General features: G+C 68.3%; 13 protein-coding genes. 10 read left to right on the top strand and 3 right to left on the bottom strand.

The window, feature by feature from the left end:
* The gene (locus G6N55_RS18145) at nt 1-1,980 is read left to right on the top strand and encodes a galactan 5-O-arabinofuranosyltransferase (protein ID WP_085224788.1); all 1,980 of its coding nucleotides are present in this window, start codon (nt 1-3) and stop codon (nt 1,978-1,980) included.
* On the top strand, nt 1,980-5,237 hold the full coding sequence (locus G6N55_RS18140; protein WP_085224787.1) for an arabinosyltransferase domain-containing protein: 3,258 nt from the start codon (nt 1,980-1,982) through the stop codon (nt 5,235-5,237). Before G6N55_RS18145 ends, G6N55_RS18140 begins: the two co-directional genes overlap by 1 nt.
* Here the strand turns inward: G6N55_RS18140 and G6N55_RS18135 are convergent, their stop codons facing one another.
* Both G6N55_RS18135 and G6N55_RS18130 read right to left on the bottom strand, forming a co-directional pair.
* Nucleotides 5,238-5,588 carry a hypothetical protein gene (locus tag G6N55_RS18135; RefSeq protein ID WP_085224785.1) on the bottom strand — a complete coding sequence of 117 codons (351 nt, stop codon included), beginning with the start codon at nt 5,586-5,588 and terminating at the stop codon, nt 5,238-5,240. It abuts the gene before it with no gap.
* 568 nt (nt 5,589-6,156) lie between these two features.
* Nucleotides 6,157-6,396 carry a hypothetical protein gene (locus G6N55_RS18130; RefSeq protein ID WP_085224783.1) on the bottom strand — a complete coding sequence of 80 codons (240 nt, stop codon included), beginning with the start codon at nt 6,394-6,396 and terminating at the stop codon, nt 6,157-6,159.
* A 194-nt stretch (nt 6,397-6,590) separates the two neighbouring features.
* On the opposite strand from G6N55_RS18130, the gene G6N55_RS18125 reads away from it, so the two are divergent.
* From G6N55_RS18125 to G6N55_RS18115, 3 genes are read left to right on the top strand one after another with little or no spacing between them, the layout of a single operon-like run.
* Nucleotides 6,591-6,917 carry an ArsR/SmtB family transcription factor gene (locus G6N55_RS18125; protein WP_085224781.1) on the top strand — a complete coding sequence of 109 codons (327 nt, stop codon included), beginning with the start codon at nt 6,591-6,593 and terminating at the stop codon, nt 6,915-6,917.
* Complete coding sequence (locus G6N55_RS18120) at nt 6,914-7,399, top strand: SRPBCC family protein (RefSeq protein ID WP_085224779.1); 486 nt, start codon at nt 6,914-6,916, stop codon at nt 7,397-7,399. Before G6N55_RS18125 ends, G6N55_RS18120 begins: the two co-directional genes overlap by 4 nt.
* Nucleotides 7,396-8,022 carry a maleylpyruvate isomerase family mycothiol-dependent enzyme gene (locus tag G6N55_RS18115; RefSeq protein WP_085224777.1) on the top strand — a complete coding sequence of 209 codons (627 nt, stop codon included), beginning with the start codon at nt 7,396-7,398 and terminating at the stop codon, nt 8,020-8,022. Before G6N55_RS18120 ends, G6N55_RS18115 begins: the two co-directional genes overlap by 4 nt.
* A 3-nt stretch (nt 8,023-8,025) precedes the next feature.
* Here the strand turns inward: G6N55_RS18115 and G6N55_RS18110 are convergent, their stop codons facing one another.
* On the bottom strand, nt 8,026-9,159 hold the full coding sequence (locus G6N55_RS18110; protein ID WP_085224775.1) for a BTAD domain-containing putative transcriptional regulator: 1,134 nt from the start codon (nt 9,157-9,159) through the stop codon (nt 8,026-8,028).
* Between the two features lie 147 nt (nt 9,160-9,306).
* Between G6N55_RS18110 and G6N55_RS18105 the strand changes: the two genes are divergently transcribed.
* The 5 genes from G6N55_RS18105 to G6N55_RS18085 all read left to right on the top strand — a co-directional run bounded on the left by G6N55_RS18105 (nt 9,307) and on the right by G6N55_RS18085 (nt 18,651).
* Entirely contained in the window at nt 9,307-12,624 is a 3,318-nt protein-coding gene (locus G6N55_RS18105; protein WP_085224773.1) for an arabinosyltransferase domain-containing protein, read from the top strand.
* The gene (locus G6N55_RS18100; protein ID WP_085224771.1) at nt 12,621-15,839 is read left to right on the top strand and encodes an arabinosyltransferase domain-containing protein; all 3,219 of its coding nucleotides are present in this window, start codon (nt 12,621-12,623) and stop codon (nt 15,837-15,839) included. The genes G6N55_RS18105 and G6N55_RS18100 overlap by 4 nt, the downstream gene beginning before the upstream one ends.
* A 175-nt stretch (nt 15,840-16,014) precedes the next feature.
* Nucleotides 16,015-16,521 carry a hypothetical protein gene (locus G6N55_RS18095; RefSeq protein WP_085224769.1) on the top strand — a complete coding sequence of 169 codons (507 nt, stop codon included), beginning with the start codon at nt 16,015-16,017 and terminating at the stop codon, nt 16,519-16,521.
* 58 nt (nt 16,522-16,579) lie between these two features.
* Nucleotides 16,580-18,352, top strand: a complete 1,773-nt coding sequence (locus G6N55_RS18090) for an acyl-CoA dehydrogenase family protein (protein ID WP_085224768.1) — start codon at nt 16,580-16,582, stop codon at nt 18,350-18,352.
* Nucleotides 18,349-18,651 carry a hypothetical protein gene (locus G6N55_RS18085; protein WP_139827001.1) on the top strand — a complete coding sequence of 101 codons (303 nt, stop codon included), beginning with the start codon at nt 18,349-18,351 and terminating at the stop codon, nt 18,649-18,651. The genes G6N55_RS18090 and G6N55_RS18085 overlap by 4 nt, the downstream gene beginning before the upstream one ends.
* Nucleotides 18,652-18,681: the final 30 nt, after the last annotated feature.

The raw sequence follows: 18,681 nt of genomic DNA, 5'->3' as shown, positions 1-18,681 counted from the left end.
ATGCGTAACGCACTGGCCAGCCTCGGCCAGATGTTCGCGGCGGTGATCGTCGCCGTCGTCGTCTCGGTGGTCTCGCTGATCGCCATCGCCCGGGTACAGTGGCCCGCCTTTCCGTCGTCGAACCAGCTGCACGCGCTGACCACGGTCGGCCAAGTCGGTTGCCTGACCGGTCTTCTCGGCGTCGGCTGGCTGTCGCGGCGCTCGGGCCGGTGGCAGTTGGTCGCACAGCTGGGCGGGGTGGTGTTCGTGTCCGCGTTTTCCGTCGTCACGCTGGGCATGCCGCTGGGGGCGACGAAGCTGTATCTGTTCGGCATCTCCGTCGACCAACAGTTCCGCACCGAGTACCTGACGCGCCTGGCCGACAGCCCCGCCCTGCACGACATGACCTATCTCGGGCTGCCGTCTTTCTATCCGCCGGGCTGGTTCTGGATCGGCGGGCGCGCGGCGGCCCTGACCGGAATGCCGGCCTGGGAGCTGTACAAGCCGTGGGCTATCACCTCGATCACGATCGCCATCGCGGTCGCGCTGGTGCTGTGGTGGCGCCTGATCCGGTTCGAGTACGCGCTGATCGTCACGACCGCGACCGCCGCGGTGACGTTGGCCTACAGCTCGCCGGAGCCCTACGCGGCGATGATCACCGTGCTGCTGCCGCCGGTGCTGGTGCTGACGTGGTCGGGCCTGCGCGCCGGCGATCGTGCGGCAAGCACCGAGAGCCCCGCCGGCCGGGCGTCCGAGCCCGAAAGTGCGGCCAGCCGGGCGCTCGGCGAGGAGGACGAGCGGCCACGGGCCCAAGGCTGGGCCGCGGTGGTCGGCGCCGGGCTGTTCCTCGGCTTCACCGCCACCTGGTACTCGCTGCTGTTCGCCTTCACCGCATTCACGATGGCGCTGATGGCGCTGGTGCTGGTGGTGTCACGCTGGCGGCGGGCCGGGTGGAAAGCCGCGCTCGACCCGCTACGCCGGCTGGCCGTCATCGCCGGCATCTCCGCCGCCATCGCAGCCACCACCTGGCTGCCGTTCCTGCTGCGGGCGCTGAACAACCCGGTCAGCAACTCCGGCAGCGCATTCCACTACCTGCCGGCCGACGGCGCCGAGCTGACCTTCCCGATGCTGCAGTTCTCGCTACTGGGAGCGATCTGCCTGCTGGGCACGCTGTGGCTGGTCGTGCGCGCGCGTTCGTCGGTGCGAGCCGGTGCCCTGACGACCGGCGTGCTGGCCATCTACCTGTGGTCGTTGCTGTCGATGCTGACCACGCTGGCGCGCACCACGCTGCTGTCGTTCCGGCTGCAGCCGACGCTGAGCGTGCTGCTGGTCGCCGCCGGGGCATTCGGCTTCATCGAGGCCACGCTTGCCCTGCGGCACCCTAGTCGGGCCGTGGTTCCGGTGGCCGGGGCGATCGGGCTGGCCGCCGCCATCGCGTTCAGCCAGGACATCCCCGACGTGCTGCGGCCGGACCTCACGATCGCCTACACCGACACGGATGGTCACGGCCAGCGCGGCGACCGGCGACCGGCGGGCTCCGAGAAGTTCTACTCCGCTATCGACGCCGCCATCGCGGGCGTCACCGGCAAACCGCGCGATCAAACCGTGGTGATGACCGCCGACTACAGCTTCCTGTCTTACTACCCCTACTGGGGTTTTCAGGGATTGACGTCGCACTACGCCAACCCGCTGGCCCAGTTCGACCTGCGGGCCGCGCGGATCAAGAAGTGGTCGGACCTCAGGAGTCCCGACGAGTTCATCCACGCGCTGGACACCTCCCCGTGGCCGGCGCCGACGGTGTTCCTGATGCGCCGGGGCGCGAACAATACCTACACGCTGCGGCTGGCCGAGGACGTCTACCCCAACCAGCCCAACGTCCGCCGCTACACCGTGGAGCTGCGAGCCGCGCTGTTCGACGACCCGCGGTTCGCGGTGCAAAGCATCGGCCCGTTTGTGCTGGCCATCCGCCGGCCGGCGGAGCAACCGGCGGCTAGCCGCTGATGGCGACCGACACCTCGCGCGAGTTGGCCGAAGAACTACCATCTAGGTCCGTGAAGGGCGCGGGAGCAAGGCAGCGGACCGCTCGCGTCGTGGCCGTCGTCGCCGGTCTGCTCGGAGCCCTGCTCGCGATCGCCACGCCGCTGCTGCCGGTCAACCAAACCACCGCCCAACTCAACTGGCCGCAGAACGGCACCTTCGAAAGCGTCGACGCACCGCTGATCGGTTATGTGGCGACCGAGCTCAACATTTCGGTGCCGTGTACGGCCGCCGCCGGGCTGGCCGGGCCGCAGAACGCCGGCAAGACGGTCCTGTTGTCGACGGTGCCCAAACAGGCCCCCAAAGCCGTCGACCGCGGGCTGCTGGTGCTGCGCGCCAACGACGAGCTGGTGCTGGTGGTGCGCAACGTCCCGGTGGTCACCGCGCCGCTGAGCCAGGTGTTGAGCCCGGCCTGCCAACGCTTGACGTTCACCGCGCACGCCGACCGGGTCACCGCCGAATTCGTCGGGCTGACGTTCGGACCCAACGCCGAGCATCCCGGCACGCCATTGCGCGGTGAGAAGAGCGGCTACGACTTCCGGCCGCAGATCGTCGGCGTCTTCACCGACCTGTCCGGGCCGACACCACCGGGTCTGAGCTTCTCGGCGACCGTCGACACCCGCTACAGCAGCAGCCCCACCCCGCTGAAGATGGCCGCGATGATCCTCGGGGTCGTGCTGACCGCCGTCGCCCTGATCGCGTTGCACATCCTGGACACCGCCGAGGGCACCCGGCACCGCCGCTTCCTGCCGTCGCGCTGGTGGTCGATCGGCGCGCTGGACACGCTCGTGATCGCCGTGCTGGTGTGGTGGCACTTCGTCGGCGCCAACACCTCCGACGACGGCTACATCCTGACCATGGCCCGGGTGTCCGAGCACGCCGGCTACATGGCCAACTACTACCGCTGGCTGGGCACCCCCGAGGCGCCGTTCGGCTGGTACTACGACCTGCTGGCGGTGTGGGCGCACGTCAGTACCAGCAGCGTCTGGATGCGGCTGCCCACCCTTGCGATGGCGCTGACCTGCTGGTGGGTGATCAGTCGCGAGGTCATCCCGCGGCTGGGCCACGCGGTGAAGACCAACCGCGCAGCGGCCTGGACGGCGGCGGGGCTGTTCCTGGCGACGTGGTTGCCGCTCGACAACGGGCTGCGCCCCGAACCGATCATCGCCCTCGGCATCCTGCTCACCTGGTGCTCGGTGGAGCGGGCGGTGGCCACCAACCGGCTGTTGCCGGTGGCGATCGCGTGCATCATCGGCGCGCTGACCCTGTTCTCCGGGCCGACCGGCATTGCGTCCATCGGCGCCCTGCTGGTCGCGATCGGGCCGCTGCGCACCATCATCCATCGCCGATCCAGACAGTTCGGAGTGCTGCCGCTGCTGGCGCCCATCCTGGCCGCGGCCACCGTCACCGTGATCCTGATCTTCCGCGACCAGACGTTGGCCGGCGAGCTGCAGGCGACCGCGCTCAAGCGGGCACTCGGGCCCAGCCTGAGCTGGTTCGACGAGCACATCCGCTATGAGCGGCTGTTCATGGCCAGCCCCGACGGATCCGTCGCCCGCCGCTTCGCGGTGCTGGCGGTGCTGCTTGCGCTGGGCATCACGGTGGCAATGTCGTTGCGCAAGGGGCGAATTCCGGGCGCCGCGGCCGGACCGAGCCGGCGCATCGTCGGCATCACGATCATCTCGTTCCTCGCGATGATGTTCACCCCGACCAAATGGACGCACCACTTCGGCGTGTTCGCCGGGCTGGCGGGCTCGCTGGGCGCGTTGGCCGCGGTCGCGGTGACCAGTGCGGCGATGCGCTCGCGCCGCAACCGCACGGTGTTCTCCGCCACCGTGGTGTTTCTGGTGGCGTTGTCCTTCGCCAGCGTCAACGGCTGGTGGTATGTCTCCAATTTCGGTGTGCCATGGTCGAATTCGTTCCCGGCATGGCACTATGCGTTCGCCACCGCGCTGCTCGGGCTGACGGTGGTGGTGTTGCTGCTGTCGGCGTGGTTCCACTTCGTGGCCCCAGATAACGGAACCCGCAGCGGTGGGCGGATGACGGCAATCATCCAGTCCCCGTTGGCAATTGCGGGGTGGGCGCTGGTGACCTTCGAAGTCGTCTCGCTGACCCTGGCGATGATCGGGCAATACCCCGCGTGGTCGGTGGGCCGGTCCAACCTGGAGGCCCTGACCGGAAAGTCCTGCGGGCTGGCCGAGGACGTCATGGTGGAGCAGGATCCCAACCCCGGCATACTGTCGCCGATGTCCGCCCCGGTGGGCGATGCGCTGGGCGCTGGACTCTCGGAAGCCTTCACGCCCAACGGTATTCCCGCCGATGTCTCGGCCGACCCGGTGATGGAGCGGCCGGGCGACCGCAGCTTCGTCAACGAAGACGGCAAGACCACCACCAGCGAGGCCGGCACCGAGGGAGGCACCAGCGCCGCGCCCGGAATCAACGGCTCGCGCGCCCAGCTGCCCTACAACCTCGATCCGGCACACACCCCGGTGCTGGGCAGCTGGCGGCCCGGCATCCAGGTGCCCGCCATGCTGCGTTCGGGCTGGTATCGCTTGCCCCCGCGCGACAAGGCGGGCCCGCTGCTGGTGGTATCGGCGGCCGGCCGGTTCGATCCCCGCGAGGTGCAGGTGCAATGGGCCACCGATGAGCAGGCGGCCAGCGGACATCCGGGTGGGTCATTCCAGTTCTTCGATGTCGGCGCCTCGCCCGCGTGGCGCAACCTGCGGATGCCGTTGTCCTGGATACCCGACAACGCGACGCAGGTTCGCTTGGTGGTGAACGACGAAGACCTGGCGCCGCAGCACTGGATCGCGGTCACCCCGCCGCGGATTCCCCAGCTGCGCACGCTGCAGCAGGTGGTGGGCTCGGCCGACCCGGTGTTCCTGGACTGGCTGGTGGGTCTGGCGTTCCCGTGCCAGCGCCCGTTCGGCCATCAAAACGGGGTCGACGAAACCCCCAAGTGGCGCATCTTGCCGGACCGGTTCGGCGCCGAGGCCAACTCGCCGGTGATGGACAACAACGGCGGTGGCCCATTGGGCGTCACCGAGTTGTTGGTGAAAGCGACCACGATCTCCACCTACCTGAAGGACGACTGGTCGCGCGATTGGGGCTCGCTGCAACGGCTGACGCCCTACTACGCCAACGCCCAGCCGGCCCGTCTGCAGCTGGGCACGGCGACGCGCAGCGGCCTGTGGGACCCGGCGCCGCTTCGCCGGGGCTAGCTACAGCCCCGGCAGGCAGTTGATGAACGGGATGCAGGGCGGCGACGGCGGGTACGGCGGCGGAAAGCCTTCGATGATGATCGAGTCGGTCGGTGGACTGTTCTTGTCGAAATACCAAGGGTGGCAAGTGTTTCGGTCCCAATCCGGCATGTGCTTCATGACCGGTGAGCCCGGGCACCACTGATAGGTGCAGCTGTTGGTGGGGCTTGGCCCGCGGCTGGGATCCTGGCACACCATCGGGGCGGGCTGAGCGTGCCCGATTCCCGCGGCCAAGCCCAACCCGACGGCGGCGAAGCCGCCCGACAGCACCGCACCGGCGAGCACACGCTTCATCTTGTGAGAAGTGTTCATGCCACCACTGCACCTGGTCAGGATTGCTACCGATCCCAAACTCGACGGCCGATCACGGTGTCCCCGAGCACATGAAAGGAAAGCCGCACCACGGCTTGCGCGTCGCCTCCGGCGGCGGTGGGCCAGATCCCTCCCATATTCCGGGGGCGGCGTTCCCGTGCCCCCAGACGACGCCGTACCACGTGTGGCATTGACTCCTGTCCCAATTCACATCCGTCCCAGGACATCCGCGACCGGTCTGTGGGTGAAGCCCGGTCTCTTCGTCCCCCGGGCAACATGTGTATGGCCCAGATGCGCCGGGCGGTACCGGTCCGTCTTCCGGCAACAGGCCTGATATCGGTTGGGCCTGTGCGGTACCCAGGATGAGCCCCGGTCCGATGACCGCAACCCCGGACATCAGCAGCCCGGCGAGGATCTTCTTGGTGGTGTGATGGTGTGACATCGTCTCGAGTCCCTTCTCGGACACTGGATGCTGCCAATCAGTATTCACCGGCACCAACCCCATCCCATGAGTAATCGGTTACTCGAATCAGCAGACCGGGGACGGTTCGCTACCGATCCCGAACACTCAGCGGCCCCCGGGTGCCGGCCCCTCGGCGATCTGCCCGCCGGATAGCTGGTGGTACTGGTGGCAGAGGGTCATGTCCCAGCTGATGGGGGGGTTCGAGGCCGGGAAGGCATCCCCGGGGCACCAGTAGTGCGGTCCGCCGGACGTGGCGAACGCGCCCAAGCCCCATCCGGCCGCCGCGATGCCGCCCGATACCAGCGCCGCGGCGATCAGCCGCATCCAGTTCTGAGTCAGGTTCATGATCGATTCCTTCGCGCTTTCGTCGCCGTCGGCTTGCGACGCTTTCCTTGTTTGGTTGCCGACGCCGGTAGTCTCACGCGCGTCGCTTGCCGGGTCTTTGCGAGATCCTTGCGAAATTCATGCGCCGCTGACCGGGGCTTTTAGGGCTTGGTGGGCATTGTCGGGGGCTATCGGTAAGCGTAGGCTTACGGTTCGTGGAGACTTACCAAGGCGGCGGTGACGCGTGGGGCGCCCTGGCGGATCGCACCCGGCGGGCCATCATGGAGCGCCTTGCGCACGGCCCGGCGGCCGTCGGGGAACTGGCTCGCGATCTACCCGTCAGCCGCCCGGCCGTTTCCCAACACCTCAAGGTGCTCAAATGCGCCGGGCTGGTGAGCGATCGTCCGGCCGGAACCCGCCGCGTCTACCAGCTCGACCCGACCGGCCTCGAGGCGTTGCGCACCGAGCTGGACCGGTTCTGGACGCACGCGTTGGCCAACTACGCGGCCAAGTTCACCGAGATCGAAGGAGAGGCGTCATGACCGCGCCGCGAAGTCCCGAAATTCAGCATCAGGTCATCGTCAACGCCCCGATCGAGCGCGCGTTCGCCGTCTTCACCGAACAGTTCGGCGACTTCAAGCCGCGTGAGCACAACTTGCTGGCGGTCCCGATCGCCGAGACGGTCTTCGAAACCCATGCGGGCGGCCACATTTACGACCGTGGCGTGGACGGCAGCGAGTGCCGGTGGGCGCGCGTGCTGGCCTACGAGCCCCCGCACCGGCTGCTGTTCACCTGGGACATCAGCCCGTCCTGGCAACTGGAACCCGACCCATCGCGAACCAGCGAGGTCGAGGTGCGCTTCACCGCGGAGTCCGAAACGCGCACGCGCGTCGACCTGGATCACCGCCACCTGGACCGGCACGGCCCCGGCTGGCAGGCGGTTGCCGACGGGGTCGACGGCGAGGCCGGCTGGCCGCTGTACCTGCACCGCTACGTCGGCCTCACCGCCGGAGCGCGGGAATGACCGCCCCTTCCCTGATGGGCATGGCCCACGACGAACGGGCCGACCTCGCGGATTTCCTGACCACGCTGAGGCCGCAGGATTGGGATGCGCCCAGCCTCTGCTCAAGGTGGACCGTCAAAGACGTTGTCGCGCATGTGATCAGCTATGAAGAGCTGGGCACGCTCGGGCTGCTGAAGCGGTTCGCGAAGGGCTGGGTTGTCCGGGCGAACCAGGTGGGGGTCGACGAATTCGCGCCACTGACCGCGCAACAGCTGCTGGCATTTCTGGGTGACCACCTCCAACCACGCGGATTGACAGCGGGTTTCGGCGGCATGATCGCCCTCGTCGACGGCACGATCCATCACCAGGACATCCGCCGATCGCTCGGCCGGCCGCGCACTGTGCCGGCCGGTCGGCTCGAACGGGTGCTCGGCCTGGTGCCGGGCAATCCACGGCTCGGCGCCGGTCGCCGGATCCGGGGACTGCAATTGCGGGCCACCGACATCGATTGGGCACACGGCAGCGGGTCCGAGGTCGCCGGCCCGGGTGAAGCCCTGCTGATGGCGATGTCCGGGCGCCGCGCGGCGCTGGCCGACCTCAGCGGGCCGGGATGCGCGACGCTGGGGGCGAGGATGCCCGAATGATGCTCATTCCGAACGGATTTCGACGGTGAACTCGCGGCTGCCGATTTTGATATGATCGCCATCGCCGAGGACAACGCTGCCGCGGATGCGCTTGCCCTGCACCTCGACGCCGTTCGTCGAACGCAGATCGGTGATCACGAAACCGGTTCCGCTGTCGGTGATCACGGCGTGATAGCGGCTGACATCGTTGTCGTCGAGCACGATGTCGTTGTCCATGAAACGGCCGATCCGGATGGTGGAATCGTTGAGCCGGTACTGGCGTCCGGCCTTGTCTCGCAACAGCACAACGGCCGAGCCGTCGACGGGAATCGCCGCGGACTCGACGGCGGGCGCGTCGACGCTGACCTTGAGGGTGGTCAGCGCCGCCCTGGTGACCGCCGGAGGTTCCTGGCGCAGGATCCGCTCATGCAACTCGGTGACGGTCGGCCCGGGATCGATGCCGAGACCGTCGGCCAGCGCCGTCTTCAGTCGCCGATACGCACCGAGGGCGTCGGATTGCCGCTCGGTCACGTAGTAGGCGGTCATCAGCTGCGCCCAAAGTCGTTCGCGGTAGGGATGTTCGGCGGTGAGTGCCTCGAGTTCACCGATGACGGATTCCGCACGCCCACAAGCGATCTCGGCCTCCGCGCGAGCGGTGTGGACGGCGACCTTTTCCTCCACCAGCGCTGTGGCGAACGCGTCGACAAACGCGAACTCGCGCAAGTCGTCGAGGACCGGTCCGCGCCATTCACTCAGCGCGGCGGACAGGTGGCCGCTGGCCTCTTCGAATCGTCCCGCGGCGGCGGCCTGGGAGCCGGCGGCCTTCGCGGTGCCGAAGCGGCCGAGGTCGCAGTCCGCGTCGGCGATGCTGAGCTGGTAACCGGGCGGGACGCTGGCCAGCACCTGGTTCGCCTCGGCGCTGCGCAGCAGCCGCCGCAGGTTGGATACATGGGACTGGATGCTGATGCGGGCCGCCGGCACCGGGTCCTCATCCCAGACCGCGCCGATCAACGAGTCGACGGACACCGGCCGGTTGCGGTTGATCACCAGCATCGCCAGCACCGCCCGCTGCTTCGGTGCGCCCAACTTCATCCGGGCGCCGTTGGCGGTCACCTGCAACGGCCCCAACACACCGAACCCGAGACCTGAGTCCGTCATCGCATTGAATGGTTTCAGACCCGGCAGGCAAATGTGCGGATCTTTGACCGCGCCCAGCAGGACCGCGAGACATCCGCACGCTAACCCGCCGGTTGCGCGGCCCCGCGTCCTCACCCGATAAAGGGACGTCGCTTACCATCGAACCCCGTGCCCCACGACGAGCGACCGCAGCGGATCCTGCGCTTGGTCGCCGTCGTCGCCGGGCTCGCGGGCCTGCTGTTGTGCCTCATCGTTCCGTTGCTCCCGGTCAAGCAGACCACCGCGACCATCGCGTGGCCGCAGGGCACGGTGGACGGGCACATCGCCCAGCTCACCGCTCCCCTGGTGTCCGGGGCGCCGCGCGCGCTCGACATCTCCATCCCCTGCCCGGCGATGGCCACCCTGCCGGAGAGCGGCGGCTTGGTGGTCTCGACGCTGCCGACGGGCGGCGTGGACCCCGGCAAGAACGGCCTGTTCGTCCGCGCCGACAAGGACGTGGTCGTCGTCGCGTTCCGGGACACGGTCGCCGCGGTCGCGAAGCGCTCGGCGATCGCCGCGGGCGCCTGCAGCGTGCTGCACGTCTGGGCCGACGCCGGTGCGGCCGGCGCGGACTTCGTCGGCATACCCGGCGCCACCGGGATCCTGCCCGCCGAGAAGAAGCCGCAGGTCGGCGGCATCTTCACCGACCTGAAGGTGGCCGCCCAGCCGGGGCTGTCGGCGCGGGTCGACATCGACACCCGGTTCATCACGACGCCGACCGCGCTGAAGAGGCTGGTGATGATCGCGGGCGCGCTGGCGGTGCTGGTCGCGATCCTCGCGTTGGCCGTGCTGGACCGCCATAGCCGCGGCGGCACGCTGGTCAACTGGCGCTCCCCGATCGCCTGGCTGTCCCGCTACCGCCCGCACGAACGGCGGGCCAGCTGGTGGCGGATCGGCTGGGCCAATTGGCTGTCCGACGCCGGCGTGATCGCGACGCTGCTGGTCTGGCACGTCATCGGCGCCACCTCGTCCGACGACGGCTACAACCTGACCATCGCACGGGTGGCGCCGAAGGCCGGCTACGTGGCCAACTACTACCGCTACTTCGGGACCACCGATGCGCCGTTCGACTGGTATCTCTCGGTGCTGGCCAAGCTGGCGTCGGTCAGCACCGCGGGCGTGTGGATGCGGCTGCCCGCCACGCTCGCCGGGATCGCCTGCTGGCTCGTCCTGAGCCATTGGGGCCTGCGCCGGCTGGGACCCGGGAAGGGCGGACTGGGATCCAACACCGTGGCGGTGCTCACCGGCGGCATGGTGTTCCTGGCCGCGTGGCTGCCGTTCAACAACGGCCTGCGCCCCGAGCCGCTGATCGCCCTCGGCGTGATCGTCACCTGGATGCTGGTGGAGCGCGCGATCGCACTGCAGCGGCTGGCTCCCGCCGCGGTCGCCATCGTGGTCGCGATGCTCACCGTGACGCTGGCACCGCAGGGTTTGATCGCCGTCGCCGCGCTGCTGACCGGCGCCCGGGCCATCGCGACGATCATCCGGCGCCGCCGGGCGACCGACGGGGTACTGGCGCCGCTGGCCGTGCTGGCGGCGTCGCTGTCGCTGATCCTGGTAGTGGTGTTCCGCAGCCAGACGCTGGCGACGATCGCCGAGTCGGCCCGCATCAAATACAAGGTCGGGCCGACGATCGCGTGGTACCAGGATTGGTTGCGCTACTACTTTCTCACGGTCGAGTCCAACCCGGACGGATCGATGGCGCGGCGCTTCGCGGTCCTGGTGCTGTTCCTCTGCCTGTTCGGAATGCTGATGGTGCTGCTGCGCCGCGGCCGGGTGCCGGGGCTGGCCAGCGGTCCGGCCTGGCGGTTGATCGGCACCACCGCGCTCGGACTGCTGCTGCTGACGTTCACGCCGACGAAGTGGGCCGTGCAGTTCGGCGCGTTCGCCAGTCTGGCCGGCGCGCTCGGCGCGGTCACCGCGTTCGCCTTCGCCCGGATCGGGCTGCACAGCCGCCGCAACCTGACGCTGTACGTGACGGCGCTGCTGTTCGTGCTGGCGGTGGCGACCTCGGGCATCAACGGCTGGTTCTACGTCGGCAACTACGGGGTGCCGTGGTTCGACATCCAGCCCGTCGTCGCCAGCCACCCGGTGACGTCGATGTTCCTGGCTCTGTCGATCGCGTCCGGACTGCTGGCCGCCTGGCTGCACTTCCGGATGGACTACGCCGGGCACACCGAGATCAAGGAAAGCCGGCGCAACCGCGTACTGGCCGCCACTCCCCTGCTGATCGTCGCGACGATCATGGTCCTCGGCGAGGTCGGCTCGCTGGCCAAGGGCGCGGTGTTCCGCTACCCGCTCTACACCACCGGCAAGGCCAACCTCGCCGCGCTGGAGTCCGGGCTCTCGAAGACCAGCTGCGCGATGGCCGACGACGTGCTGACCGAGCCCGACCCCAATCTTGGTCTGCTGCAACCGGTTCCAGGTCAGACGTTCGGGCCTGACGGCCCGCTCGGCGGCGTCAACCCGGTCGGGTTCAAACCCGACGGGGTGGGTGACGACCTGAGGTCGTACCCGGTGGTGACCAAACCGGGCGTGGTGAATTCCGACGCGTCGCCGAACAAGCCGAACGCCGCCATGAGTGACTCCGCGGGCACCGCCGGCGGGAAAGGCCCGGTCGGGGTGAACGGGTCGAACGTGGCACTGCCCTTCGGCCTCGACCCGGCCCGCACCCCGGTGATGGGCAGCTACGGGGAGAATTCGCTGTCGGCCACCGCCACCTCCTCCTGGTACCAGCTGCCGCCGCGCACCCCGGACCGGCCGGTGGTGGTGGTCTCGGCCGCGGGCGCCATCTGGTCGTACAAGGAGGACGGCACCTTCACCTACGGGCAGTCGCTGAAACTGCAGTGGGGTGTCACCCGCCCCGATGGGACCACCCAGCCGCTCGCGGAGGTGCAGCCCATCGACATCGGGCCCGAGCCGGCGTGGCGCAATCTGCGGTTTCCGCTGACGTGGGCGCCGCCGGAGGCGAACGTGGCGCGCATCGTCGCCTACGACCCGAACCTCAGTGAGGATCAGTGGTTCGCGTTCACGCCGCCGCGTGTCCCGGTGCTGCAGACCCTGCAGCAATTGATGGGATCGCAGACGCCCGTACTGATGGACATCGCCACCGCGGCGAACTTCCCGTGCCAGCGGCCGTTCTCCGAACACCTCGGCGTTGCCGAACTCCCCGGCTACCGGATCCTGCCCGACCACAAGCAGACGGCCTCGTCGTCGAACGGGTGGGAGGCCAGCGAGACCGGCGGGCCGTTCCTGTTCACCCAAGTGATGCTGCGGACGTCGACGATCTCGACCTACCTGCGCGGCGACTGGTATCGCGACTGGGGATCGGTCGAGCAGTATTTCCCGCTGGTGCCAAGTGATCTGGCCCCCAACGCCGTGATCGAACAGGGTGTGATGACCGTGAACGGCTGGAGCCGCCAGGGACCGATTCGGGCGCTGCCATGAGCGTCGTCGACAGACCAGCCGAGGCCTCCCCCCGCGACGACGTCCGCGTCACGCGATGGGTTGCCACGATCGCCGGGCTGATCGGCTTCGTATTGTCGGTCGCGACACCGCTGCTGCCCGTCGTACAGACCACCGCGATGCTGAACTGGCCGCAGAACGGCCAACTGAACAGCGTTACGGCCCCGCTCATTTCGCTGAGTCCGGTCGACGTGACGGCCACCGTGCCGTGCGACGCGGTGCGCGGCGTGGCGCCCGAGGGTGGCGTGGTGCTGAGCACCGCGCCCAAGAAGGGCAAGGACGCGGCGCTCAACGCGCTGTTCGTCGTGGTCAACACCAAGCGGGTGGACGTCACCGACCGAAATGTGGTGATCGCCAGTGCGTCGCGCGAGCAGACCGAGTCCGCGCAGTGCCAGCGCATCGAGATAACCTCCACCCGCGCCGGCACTTTCGCCACCTTCGTCGGGTTGACCGACCCGGCGGGCAAACCGCTGGGCGGCGGTTTCAACGACCCCAACCTGCGTCCGCAGATCGTCGGGGTGTTCACCGACCTGACCGGTCCAGCCCCGCCCGGACTGCGGTTCTCGTCGACCATCGACACCCGGTTCTCCACCACCCCGACAACACTGAAGCTGCTGGCGATGGTGGGCGCGATCCTGGCCACCATCGTCTCGCTGATCGCGCTGTGGCGACTGGACCAACTCGACGGTCGCCGGATGCACCGGCTGATCCCCACCCGCTGGAAGAAATTCACCCTGGCCGACGCCACGGTGATCTTCGGGTTCCTGCTGTGGCATGTGATCGGGGCGAACTCGTCTGACGACGGCTACATCCTGGGCATGGCCCGGGTCGCCGACCGCGCCGGCTACATGTCCAACTACTTCCGCTGGTTCGGCAGCCCGGAGGACCCCTTCGGTTGGTACTACAACTTGCTGGCACTGATGACCCACGTCAGCGACGCGAGCCTGTGGATGCGGCTGCCCGACTTGATCGCCGGGCTGGTGTGCTGGCTGCTGCTGTCGCGTGAGGTGCTGCCCCGGTTGGGGCCCGCGGTGACGTCGAGCAAGGCCGCGAACTGGGCGGCGGGCCTGGTGCTACTGACCGCGTGGATGCCGTTCGACAACGGGCTGCGTCCCGAGCCGATCATCGCGGTGGGTTCGCTGATCACCTACGTGCTGATCGAGCGCTCGATGTGCGCCTCGCGGCTGACCCCGGCGGCGCTGGCGGTGATCACCGCGGCGTTCACCCTGGGCGTGCAGCCCACCGGCCTGATCGCGGTGGCCGCGCTGGTCGCCGGCGGCCGCCCGATCCTGCGCATTCTGGTCAAACGGCATCGGCTGGTCGGGACCTGGCCGCTGGTGGCCCCGATGCTGGCTGCCGGCACCGTCATCCTCACCGTGGTGTTCGCCGACCAGACGCTGTCAACGGTGTTGGAAGCCACCAGGATTCGCACCGCCATCGGGCCCAGCCAGGCCTGGTACACCGAGAATCTGCGCTACTACTACCTGATCCTGCCCACCGTCGACGGTTCGCTGTCGCGCCGGTTCGGCTTCCTGATCACCGCGCTGTGCTTGTTTACCGCGGTCTTTATCATGTTGCGGCGCAAGCGAGTTCCGGGTGTCGCACGCGGGCCGGCGTGGCGGCTGATGGGTGTCATCTTCGGCACCATGTTCTTCCTGATGTTCACCCCGACCAAGTGGGTGCACCACTTCGGGCTCTTCGCCGCGGTGGGTGCGGCGATGGCCGCGCTGACGACGGTGCTGGTGTCACCGAAGGTGCTGCGCTGGTCGCGCAACCGGATGGCGTTCCTAGCGGCGCTGATGTTCATCTTGGCACTGTGCTTCGCCACCACCAACGGTTGGTGGTACGTCTCGAGCTACGGCGTGCCGTTCAACAGCTCCATGCCGAAGATCGATGGAATCTCAATCAGCACAATCTTTTTCGCGCTGTTCGTGATCACGGCGGTGTACGCGGCCTGGTTGCACTTCGCCGACCCGAGCCATGGCCAGGGCCGGCTGGCGCGGGCGTTGACGGCGGCGCCGATACCACTCGCGGCCGGCTTCATGGCGCTGGTGTTCGTGGCGTCGATGACGGCCGGCATCGTGCGTCAGTACCCCACCTACTCCAATGCCTGGGACAACCTGCGTGAGTTCAGCGGTGGCTGCGGGCTGGCCGACGACGTGCTCGTCGAGCCGGACAGCAATGTCGGCTTCATGACGCCGTATCCCGGCAGTTACACCGCGCTGGGCGCGCTGGGCGGGACTAACCCAACAGGCTTCAGCCCCAACGGAATACCGGAACGCACACTGGCGGAAGCCATCCGCGAGACTGCGGTGCCACAGCCCGGTACCGACTACGACTGGTACGGGCCGACCAAGCTGACGGCGCCGGGCATCAACGGGTCGCTACTCCCCTTGCCGTATGGCCTGAACCCCGCGCAGGTTCCGATGGCCGGAAGCTACACCAGCGGCCCACAACAGCAGAGCAGGCTCACCTCGGCGTGGTACCAGCTGCCCAAGCCGGATGCCGGGCATCCGCTGGTGGTGGTGACCGCGGCGGGCGCGATCGCCGGCAACAGCATCCTGCACCACCACACCGCCGGGCAGACCGTGGAACTGGAATTCGGCATGCCCGGCCCGGACGGCGCCGTGCTGCCCGGCGGCCGGCTGGTGCCGTATGACCTCTACGGGGAGCAGCCGAAGGTATGGCGCAATCTGCGCTTCCCGCGATCCCAGATGCCCGCCGACGCGATCGCGGTGCGGGTGGTCGCCGAGGACCTGTCCCTCACGGCGGAGGACTGGATCGCGGTGACGCCGCCGCGGGTACCGGAGCTGCGCTCGCTGCAGGAGTACGTCGGCTCGACGCAGCCGGTGCTGATGGACTGGGCGGTCGGGCTGGCGTTCCCATGCCAGCAGCCGATGCTGCACGTCAACGGTGTCACCGAGATTCCGAAGTTCCGCATCACGCCGGACTACACGGCCAAGAAGCAGGACACCGACACCTGGCAGGACGGCGTCAACGGCGGCCTGCTCGGCATCACCGACTTGCTGCTGCGCGCCCACGTGATGTCGACCTACCTGTCCCACGACTGGGGCCGCGACTGGGGGTCGCTGCGCAGGTTCGAAACGATCGCCGATGCCGCGCCCGCGCAGCTCGACCTCGGCACCGCGACCCGCACCGGATGGTGGTCGCCCGGCCAGATCCGCATCAAGCCGTAAATTGGCTTGTATTGCAACGGTTTACTAATTGAGGGAAAGAGTAATTTGTCACCGGTCGAATAAAACGCATTAATTTACGATCGAGTAATTCGGCCCAATCGGTTTAATTCCAGCAAATAACGGTCAATATCTACTCCGCTGTGGTGCACCCAGCACAGGGGGAAAGGGTGACTCAATGCACGGTTGGAAGCGGCTAGCCGCGTGCGGGGCGGCATTCACCGCATCAATGTCCACGGTGGCGACCGCGGGGATCGCCACCGCCGGGGCCGAAGGCGGGACCATCGTCGTCTTGGATAGCAAGCTCAGGCGTTGTGATTTCAGCCTGGTGAGCACGGTGCCGATGGTCCCGCGGTCCGCCCTGGGCACCGGCCAGGTCATCGTTCATACCTCCGGGGGCAAAGCGGTCGCGGAGGTGACTCTGTCGGACGCGCCCGCCCCGGGAACCCATTTCGACGTCGTCCTGATTCAGGAACCCCGACCGGCCGCGGGCAACTGCGGCCCCGGAGATCCGGGCACCGCCTTTTCGGGATTGGACACCGACGCGGCCGGCGGCGGAACGGTCACCGTTTCGGACACCATTCGGCCGGGCACGACGGGCGTGTGGGTACTTATCCAGCGCCCGAATCCGAATTCCCAAAACCCGGCCGAGTTCTACACGTCGGAGTTTGTCGCACCGGTATGAGACGGACCGGTCGGCGCAGCGTCTTCACCGGACGTCCCGGCTGTAATACCGTCGCGGCATGAGCGACTACGACGTAGAGGCCGTGGACCGGCTGCCCTTCTCCACCCCGGAAAAGTCGCGGCGCTACCAAACGGACAGCTACACCGGTGCCGTCGGCCGGAACTGGTACCTGACCGACCCGACGCTGCAGTTCACGATGGCCTACTACCTGCAACCCGACGAATTGGCGGTGCTAGAGCCACATTTGACCAGCATCGGTGAACTGATGGGCGGCCCGGTGGCCCGCTGGGCCGACGAGACCGACCGCAACCCGCCACGGCTGGAGCGCTACGACCGGTGGGGGCACGACATCAGCCAGGTCGTCATGCCGGCATCGTTCACCCAGTCCAAGCGCGCGGTGCTCGATGCTCAGCAGGCCCTGCGCAGCGATGCGCGCGCCGCGAAGGTGAGCTCCGGGCTGGCGCTGTTCGCGTCCAACTATCTGCTCAACCAGGCCGACATCGGGATGGGCTGCGCGCTGGGCACCGGCGGCGGCATGGTCCAGTCGCTGGTGGCCGCGTACGCGCCGCCCGACGTGGCCGAGCACGTGCAGGCCAAGTTCGCCTCCGGCGAGTGGGCCGGCGAGACCGCGCAGCTGTTGACCGAGCGCACCGGCGGCTCCGATCTCGGCGCGCTGGAGACGACGGCCCGACGCAGCGGCGACGCCTGGCTGCTGAACGGCTTCAAGTGGTTTGCGTCCAATTGCGCCGGTGAGGCCTTCGTGGTGATGGCCAAGCCCGAGGGGGCGCCCGATTCTACCCGCGGCATCGCCAATTTTCTGGTGCTGCGCACCCGTCGCGACGGCTCGCGCAACGGCGTGCGAGTGCGACGGTTGAAGGACAAACTCGGTACCCGCTCGGTGGCCTCGGGCGAGGTCGAGTTCGTCGACGCCGAGGCGTTCCTGCTGTCCGGCGAACCGAGCGGCGATGCGGGGCCGTCCGACGGCAAGGGCCTGGGCCGGATGATGGAGCTGACCAATGCCGCGCGCCTGGGCATCGCACTGTTCGGGCTGGGTAACGCGCGCCGCGCCCTGGTCGAATCCCTGTGCTACGCGCGGCAACGCCAGGCGTTCGGCGGGGCGCTGATCGACAAGCCGCTGATGCGGCGCAAGCTGGCCGAGCTGATCATCGACGTCGAGGCCGCGCAGGCGATGGTTTTCGACGGCACCGGCGCGGCCAACCATCGCCAACCGCGCAGCATCCGGCAGCGCATCGCGGTACCCGTCACCAAACTCAAGGTGTGCCGGCTGGGCATCACCGCGGCGTCGGACGCGATCGAAATCCACGGCGGCAACGGCTATATCGAAACCTGGCCGGTGGCAAGGCTTTTGCGCGACGCGCAAGTGAACACGATCTGGGAGGGCCCGGACAACATCCTGTGTCTCGATGTGCGCCGCGGCATCGAGCAGTCCCAGGCGCACGAGACGTTGTTGGCGCGGCTGCACGATGCGGTGTCGGTTTCCGACGACGACGAGACCACCGCCCTGGTGGCCCGCCGCATCGAGGATCTCGGCGCCGCGATCACGGCCTGGACCAAACTCGACAGCGAAGTCGCCGAGGCACGGCTGTTCCCGCTGGCCCAATTCATGGGCGACGTGTACGCGGGGGCGCTGCTGATCGAGCAGGCGGCCTGGGAGCGGGAGAGCCGGGGCAGCGAGCGCAAGGCACTGGTGGCCCAGCTTTACACACAGCGCTACCTCGCCGATCGCGGACCGCTACGCGGTATCGACGCCGATGCCGACCCGGCGCTCGAGCGCTTCCAGGAGTTGGCGGACGGGGCGCTGGCACTATGAGCAGGCTCCGTATTGTCGTCGCAATTGTGTTGGCGCTCTTCGTATTCACGTCTGGACGCATCGCAACGGCCGCGCCGGTCGTGGAGGAGGACGTCGTTGCCAGCCTCAGCACGACCAACCCCGGCGTTCCGGTGGGTGTGGCGTTCGGCCGGCACGCCGCGATCTACCAATTGGCGCGCGACGACCCGAATTTCGCATCGTGGCTGGCGATCCTGCAACGCAGCCTGTCCAACGGCACCCCGGTTCGGTTCGCCTACGACGTGGTGGGACCGAGGCTCACGCTGGTCGAACCCGCTTAGCCGGCATCGGTCACATCGGCACCAAAAAGG

It is taken from the genome of Mycobacterium florentinum (assembly GCF_010730355.1).
Taxonomy (GTDB): Bacteria; Actinomycetota; Actinomycetes; order Mycobacteriales; family Mycobacteriaceae; genus Mycobacterium; species Mycobacterium florentinum.
This window is presented reverse-complemented; position numbering and strand designations above follow the sequence as displayed.

Coding starts and splice junctions, on each gene's coding strand:
- G6N55_RS18110 (WP_085224775.1), bottom strand. CDS start 9,159: ATGACGGACTCAGGTCTCGGGTTCGGTGTGTTGGGGCCGTTGCAGGTG.
- G6N55_RS18140 (WP_085224787.1), top strand. CDS start 1,980: ATGGCGACCGACACCTCGCGCGAGTTGGCCGAAGAACTACCATCTAGG.
- G6N55_RS18130 (WP_085224783.1), bottom strand. CDS start 6,396: ATGAACCTGACTCAGAACTGGATGCGGCTGATCGCCGCGGCGCTGGTA.
- G6N55_RS18120 (WP_085224779.1), top strand. CDS start 6,914: ATGACCGCGCCGCGAAGTCCCGAAATTCAGCATCAGGTCATCGTCAAC.
- G6N55_RS18095 (WP_085224769.1), top strand. CDS start 16,015: ATGCACGGTTGGAAGCGGCTAGCCGCGTGCGGGGCGGCATTCACCGCA.
- G6N55_RS18115 (WP_085224777.1), top strand. CDS start 7,396: ATGACCGCCCCTTCCCTGATGGGCATGGCCCACGACGAACGGGCCGAC.
- G6N55_RS18085 (WP_139827001.1), top strand. CDS start 18,349: ATGAGCAGGCTCCGTATTGTCGTCGCAATTGTGTTGGCGCTCTTCGTA.
- G6N55_RS18090 (WP_085224768.1), top strand. CDS start 16,580: ATGAGCGACTACGACGTAGAGGCCGTGGACCGGCTGCCCTTCTCCACC.
- G6N55_RS18145 (WP_085224788.1), top strand. CDS start 1: ATGCGTAACGCACTGGCCAGCCTCGGCCAGATGTTCGCGGCGGTGATC.
- G6N55_RS18135 (WP_085224785.1), bottom strand. CDS start 5,588: ATGAACACTTCTCACAAGATGAAGCGTGTGCTCGCCGGTGCGGTGCTG.
- G6N55_RS18100 (WP_085224771.1), top strand. CDS start 12,621: ATGAGCGTCGTCGACAGACCAGCCGAGGCCTCCCCCCGCGACGACGTC.